A 253-nucleotide genomic window follows, 5' to 3' on the forward strand; every position below is an offset into this window, starting at 1 on the left:
AGCTCCCAGCGCACGAACGCCGCGCGGGGCCCGGCGAGGCGGACCAGGCGGTCGTTCCCCGGTGTCGAGGGGACACGAATGTGGCGTAGCGCGGCGTGTCGCGAGCATTCGCGTCCCCTCGGTGGGCGTCGAGGGGACGCGAGGTGGGCTGGGCGGCGCTGCTAGGGTGCCGAGGGGATCAGGCGTCCGGACCGAGGGCGCCAGGGGGATCACGTATGACGCACCACCGCACACCGGGTCGCTGCACGCGCCG

This window comes from Arsenicicoccus sp. UBA2120 (assembly GCF_002330965.1).
Lineage (GTDB): Bacteria > Actinomycetota > Actinomycetes > Actinomycetales > Dermatophilaceae > Arsenicicoccus > Arsenicicoccus bolidensis.